Genomic DNA, 6,293 nt, shown 5'->3' with positions numbered 1-6,293 from the left:
CGTTAATTGGGAGTTAGCAAATGCAAGTTTCCCTATACTCGTTACACTCCCCGGAATCGTTACATCCGTTAATTGGGTGCCATAAAATGCAAATTGCTCTATACTCGTTACACCCACCGGAATTGTCACACTCGTTAATTGGGAGTTATAAAATGCAAATTGCCCTATGCTCGTTACACCCACCGGAATCGTGACCTTCGATATATCTTTACCCATAAATACTTGCCGGCCTAATGCGACTACAGGATGCCCATCTAATTCAGCAGGGATATTAACCACTTTATCCACTCCGCGATAACCTGTAATCGTCGCCATTAGCATCGCATTTAATTCATACGTATAATCCTCATTTGCGCTAGGGATCACACGTTCTGATGGGAACGATGCCTCCGAGGTTCCTATCGCATTCTTCGCGACTACCGTGAACGTATACGCCGTTCCATTCGTCAGTCCCGTGACTGTGATCGGACCCGCAGTTACAGAGGTCCCTGTGAATCCCCCCGGATTGGACGTAACCGTATAGCCCGTGATCGCACTCCCGCCATCATCTTCTGGGACTTCGAAGCTAACCGTCGCCTTTCCTTTACCTGCGGTCGCTCTTACATCCCATGGCGCGCTTGGCCGTGTCTTCGAATTGGCTGTCACGCTGGCCGATGCTACTGATGCCGCCGAATCGCCTACAGCATTCGTCGCAACTACCGTGAACGTATATGCCGTTCCAAACTCCAGTCCTCTGACTATGATCGGACTCGCCGTTGTAGAGGTTCCTGTGAATCCTCCCGGTTTGGACGTAACCGTATAGCCCGTGATCGCGCTGCCGCCATCGCTCACTGGGGCATTGAAGCTAACCGTTGCTGCTTCTTTACCTGCGATCGCTTTTACATTCGTCGGCGCGCCTGGCACTACCTTCGTATTGGGTGTGACGCTAGCCGATGCTGCTGATGCCGCCGAATCGCCTGCACCATYCTTCGCGACTACCGTGAACGTATACGCCGTTCCATTCGTCAGTCCCGTGACTGTGATCGGACTCGCAGTTGCAGAGGTTCCTGTGAATCCCCCCGGATTGGACGTAACCGTATAGCCCGTGATCGCGCTACCGCCATCACTCTCCGGGGCATTGAAGCTAATCGTCGCCGTTCCATTACCTGCGGTCGCAATTACATTCGTCGGTGCGCTCAGCAGCAAGGCACCAGTAACTTTAAACGCTTTGGAATGGGAATAACCGACTTTATGATTCTCATTCTGATCGTCTACTCGAACGTACAGATACCACGTACCTGCAGCAGGAGGCGTAGTAATGGAATCCTCGCTCGTGAACGCTACCCATCCTGCGTTCGGCCCTTCTGGTACCGTTTCCGTTGATGACCATTGGTAATACGTATGGGCTGATGGTATGGAATCAGGAATAGCTACCGTTACCTTTGTTGACATCGATTGCTTACCCACGGATTCACCGTTAGGAGAATAGCTGACTCCCGCAGACAAAATATTGAGGTATGGATACCCAAAATTATTCGCATTGTCCTTCGCGGGGGAAGGATCAAACGCTATTATCGTACTGTTTGGATTACCACCGAACGCTGTATCTCCTATTGTGGTTGAATCCCCTTCAACAATAATACTTGTTAATAGGTTCGTACTAAATGCATATTCTCCTATGCTCGTTACATTCTTCGGAATCGACACATTCGTTAATTGGTTATGATGAAATGAAAATTTCCCTATATTCGTCACGCTATTCGGAATCGTCACACTCGTTAATCGGTTAAAAGAAAAGGCATGATTGCCTATACTCGTTACACCAACTGGAATCGTCGCACTCGTCAATTGGTTATATTGAAATGCATATTCTCCTATACTTGTTACACCAACCGGAATTGTCACACTCTTTAATTGGTTATATTGAAATGCATATTCTCCTATACTCGTTACACCAACCGGAATCGTCGCACTCGTCAATTGGTTATTCTGAAATGCATATTCTCCTATACTTGTTACACCAACCGGAATTGTCACACTCTTTAATAGGTTATATTGAAATGCATATTTTCCTATACTCGTCACGCCGTTCGGAATTGCCACACTCGTTAATTGGTTATGACTAAATGCATTTTCGCCTATACTCGTCACACCTTTCGGAATTGTCACACTCGTTAATTGATTATACGAAAATACATTATCCTCTATGCTCTTAACACGCTCCGGAATCGTCACACTCGCTAATTCGTTATGACTAAACGCATTTGCCCCTATACTCGTTACACTGTTCGGGATCGTCACACTCGCTAATTTGCAATTCGAAAATGCTTCATAGCCTATACTCGTTACATTGTTCGGAATCGTCACGCTCGTTAATGGGTTATACTCAAATGCACGATCGCCTATACTCGTTACACTGTTCGGAATCGTTACACTCGCTAATTTGTTGTACTGAAATGCTCTTTCCTCAATGCTCGTCACGCCCTCTGGAATCGTCACACTCGTTAACTGGTTGTACTGAAATGCGCTTTCCTCTATGCTCGTTACACCCTCTGGAATCGTCACACTCGTAAGTCTGTTTTCAAAAAATGCAAATGCTCCTATAGTCTTTACACTGTTCGGGATCGTCACACTCGTTAATAGGTTACCAGCAAATGCATAATCACCTATACTTGTTACACTTTCTGGAATCGTCACACTTGTTAAATATTCTTGATAAAATGCTTGAAGACCTATTCCGATGACAACATGCCCATCTATTTCAGCAGGAATCGTAATCTCTTTATTGAATCCGGAATAATTCACAATATGTGCAAATGATGATCCATCTAGAGAATAATCAAAACCTTCGAATGATAGAGCTTGCGCTTCCCGAATATGACCTACTGACCATGTACCAAGCGAAACCAAACATATTACAAGTAAAGAAATCATAAACTTCTTAGCTTCCAACAACCGCCTTCGTAACATATTCCCTTCAACCTCCTCATTAATTTCAACCGCACAATTACAAAATAGTACATCTGAAGATTAAGTATAAATCCGAGGCGTAACACAACAGTACTAACGAAAGTTAGTTCCACGCAAAAAAATAAGCCAATAATAGAGCATCTACCCTCTCCAATTGTTGGCTTATGTTCTATTTCTTCCGAATGCCTACTCTAGTAATCCAATGCGTACAGCATCTCCATTTCGCGGGTCGTCAGCGTTTATTTTTATTCTGCTTCTTGATTATCCTTCCTCCATATACTTTTGGATGACTGTGTCCACAATAGCTGTAATGTGATCAACATCTTGATCTGCAATACTAGTCCCGGCGGCAGCATTGATGCCGTAAGAGATTTCAGGATCCCTGCTTTCTATGAAACTTATCTGTTGTTTAGTAGGATCAGTGTCAAAAGAGAGAGCTTCATAAGTAGTTATRTCTATATCAACATCAATATTTTCCCGTATATTAACATTGATTCTTACAAGTGTCTGTACTTCATTTGCTACTATTTTTGAGTCAAGTAATGCCACCTTCGGATTGAATGAAGTATCATTTATTGAATGATTGCCAAACCTGTTTGCTAATTTAGGTAAATATGCCTTCTCCAATATTTGATGCTCTCCAAGCATGAGTAAAGATTTTTTGTTTTCCGGAATTTCGGTTATGGGTATTCTGTGATTCAGGCCATCGGAAGATTTATTTTCGGTCATGCACAATAAACCTAAATAACTGGTGCTGTCATCCTCTCCTTCCTTATAAACACAGGTTGTAGAGGTTGGCTTGAGCCATTCTTCAGAAGACAAAAGTCCTATATTTTTTATAGCCAGAATATTGGAAAACTCAGAATTATTATTTTTTAGCCAGATTTCAATGGTGTGGAACAGTATACTTCTTACAGTTTCATTTACACCACAATTTTCCGGTGACTGAATAGAAATAACTTTTATATCCTGTGAAACATTTTCTTGTGATAATTTTTCCAAATCTACTTGTGCACGAACCGATAAGCTATCAATAGCTATTGATTTACCATTAATAATAATCTCGCCTTGGGCGATAGGTATTGTCATATTCACAAAACTGCCATAGCCGCCCCTTTCTATTTGCCATGTACCAAAGCTTCCATTAATTGTTGCGGAAAGTGCAGTATCATCATCGTCAAAGCTGCACTTGAAATGAGCTGGTGAAGTGCGGTTTTCTTGAATTCTTTTATTCAATTCAGAAATGCGTGTAAGATGAACCATATCCCAGCCTGCTGTGTTTGCAGGGATCACACTCATAGGAGTATCATCATTTGCTGTTTTGACTGTATTTGCTACTTTATATTTTGATATTAGCATTTCATTTATATGCGGCATATGAAAGGTTACCGGCATATTGATAGGATGTAATAACAACTCGTTCTCGTTTGACATCTTTCATCCTTCTTTCTTTTATATACGATGTGGCAAGCTTACAGCGCGAAGCCAGGATCTCCGCCAAATTGAAGAGCACCATTGAGCTGTGCGGAAGTCAATTTGRACTCTGTTTTGGCAGTAGGCCAAACGATAGGGCCAGTTGCTGCTTGGATCATAGGATTTATGGAAGGCATACTTTCAGCGACCCCCTTTGCAATAGTTTGCAGGACGACACTGAGCAGCAATGTTATCAATACGCCTACGAAAATAGCTATCGTACAAACTATAAGTTTTATAGTAAGATCACCCACTACATATCCAACAAGAGAAGCGTATACAGTTGCAATTAAACCAACTATTACTGTGGTTACGATTACCCAAGTAGCTGTTTCTATTGTATGCATACTTTCTGTAGGCCTCGATGCCTTAAAGCCTATAGTCTGAGTCCCATCCGGCTTATTAACCAATTCAATGGTTTGATAAGTTGTCGTACTTACTACTGCTTCTATACCTGGTGAAAATACAATGCGAGCTTTGATCTTTGTAATAATCTCGTGCTCATTTACTGATATATTAAAGCTTTCTGCATAAGGAGTATAATATATGGCCCCATATTTTATTGGTTTTATTTTTAGTATTACACCGTCTTTATTACTAATTTCAGTCTTTCCATTGATCAATTGGAAGTTATCAACTGATGAATCAACAAATACTGTAGGAACTCCAGGAAGCATTGATTTTTCTAGAAACAGGCTTCTACTTATCAGGAAGCTCGCTCTGCTGTCGGGTGCGATAGCTGAGGGGGATAAGGCATGTGTAAGACCTTTTCCCGAGCGTCCGTCTGTCATACAAAGTACAGCGAAAAAGCTTTCGTCAGGATCCGGATTATCACTATATGCATAGCTGGTATAGGTTGGCTTTAACCATTTAATATCTTCAGTATGCAGGTTAATATTTACAGTTGAAAAAATATGCTCAAACTTCTTAATGTTAACATTAAACCAATCCCTGAATGCTCCTTGCAGTAATGCATCACTTGCAGGCTTATCAGCACCATGAGGGAATTGAAAAGATACTAGGAAAACGATTGGTTCTTCGTCTGTGTGATCTGTTTTAAGCTTGAGATCATGCTTTGAGCCTACTTCTGATACTGATTGAGGTATCTGATTCGGGAAATAGGCAAGCTTTATATTAATAACTGCGTTACAATTGTTTAATGAATATGTTTTATTTGGTGTTGTGTAGGTACCTTTGGTAATAGGTATTTTCATATGTAAGTTTTGCCCATCACCGCCTCTACTGATAGCCCAGTCGCCGAATTCCCCGTCAATTGAAACTTCAATTCCATAATCAGGGTCTGTCGTGGTTTGCGTAAATGTCTTCGGCGAAGCCTTCTTTGCCACAATAGCATTATTAATATCAGGTACTCGGATTGCATATACGGTGTCCCAACCAAGTGTGTCTGCAACCACAGTACTTACGCTTTTGTCACTGCTTAACAGCATTGATACGTCATTAATGCCCTGCTCAATTCTCAGTTTTTCGTTCAAATGCGGCAGCGTAAAGCTGATTGGCATACTTCTGGAACTTAACACAGTTGTGTTAACCATAATCTACCTTCTTTCGTTATTGGTCTTATAGTTATTAAATATTTCCTTTAAGATAGTAGCAGTTATCAAGACCTGCATCCGTGACCTGCATCGCATTATTTACTCCCGTCCAGTCAATAAAAGGAGGCGGCGAAGTAGCAAAGCTTTGGCTGCCACTCTGCAGTGTTTGAGCAATACTGTCGGCAATGATTTTAACAACAATACGTACAATTATTCCTACAATTAAATTTAGCCACAACAAATACCATGGAATATCTTGACTGTAGTCATTTCTGGGGTCCGGGTCCTCGTAGAAAGCTATACTGCTTGTAGCAGGAT

The 6,293-nt window shown here is 41.9% G+C and carries 4 protein-coding genes; all 4 read right to left on the bottom strand.

Going from position 1 to position 6,293, the window contains the following annotated elements; all coding sequences use genetic code 11:
* The coding region (locus AC1DUA_RS19055; protein WP_477501269.1) for a leucine-rich repeat protein at positions 1-2,949 on the bottom strand (2,949 nt) is incomplete at its 3' end.
* Between the two features lie 261 nt (positions 2,950-3,210).
* Positions 3,211-4,383: a TULIP family P47-like protein gene (locus AC1DUA_RS19050; RefSeq protein ID WP_477501268.1), complete on the bottom strand. Its 1,173-nt coding sequence runs from the start codon at positions 4,381-4,383 to the stop codon at positions 3,211-3,213.
* A 38-nt stretch (positions 4,384-4,421) separates the two neighbouring features.
* Positions 4,422-5,975, bottom strand: coding sequence for a TULIP family P47-like protein (locus tag AC1DUA_RS19045; protein ID WP_477501267.1), 1,554 nt, complete (start codon positions 5,973-5,975; stop codon positions 4,422-4,424).
* Positions 5,976-6,009: 34 nt separating this feature from the next.
* Positions 6,010-6,293: hypothetical protein (locus tag AC1DUA_RS19040; RefSeq protein ID WP_477501266.1), on the bottom strand; the 284-nt coding region annotated here is incomplete at its 5' end.

The organism is Paenibacillus sp. 01T422, assembly GCF_056398785.1.
This window is presented reverse-complemented; position numbering and strand designations above follow the sequence as displayed.